At 34.9% G+C, this 475-nt stretch carries 1 tRNA gene; it reads right to left on the reverse strand.

The features are described 5' to 3' along the window. Positions 1–336: 336 nt before the first annotated feature. A tRNA-Gly gene (locus M3668_RS10940) sits at positions 337–412 on the reverse strand. Positions 413–475 lie beyond the last annotated feature (63 nt).

Here is a 475-nt window from a genome sequence, read left to right on the forward strand (position 1 = left end):
TTTAAAGACTGTCTAATGTTTTAGAAACTTTTAGATAACCTATAGTTTTTTTAATAATTTAAGGCTGTGACTAATTAGTTCACATATAAAAAAGCAGTTTAGTACCTTTTAAAGTAGTACTAAACAATAATTTCACGGTCGGGGTCACAAATTTCAAAGTAAAATTTTAGGCTTGGCACAAATTTGGCACAATTTTGTCACACAGATTTTTTTGTGTGACAAATTGAGGAAAAGTGGTCATTGAAATTAATGAAAAAATCTTGAAGTATGAATGGTAAGGCATTGATTTTAAGGCAATAAAAAAGCCACTTTACTATAAAGTGGCTTTCTTGAATTTGGAGCGGGAAACGAGATTCGAACTCGCGACCCCGACCTTGGCAAGGTCGTGCTCTACCAACTGAGCTATTCCCGCATGAGGTGGTCAACTAGCAATTTTGAATGTTTGTTGCGTCGTTGTGGATGCGTATTATAAGGA

This window comes from Rothia sp. P100 (assembly GCF_023712425.1).
GTDB classification, from domain to species: domain Bacteria; phylum Actinomycetota; class Actinomycetes; order Actinomycetales; family Micrococcaceae; genus Rothia; species Rothia endophytica.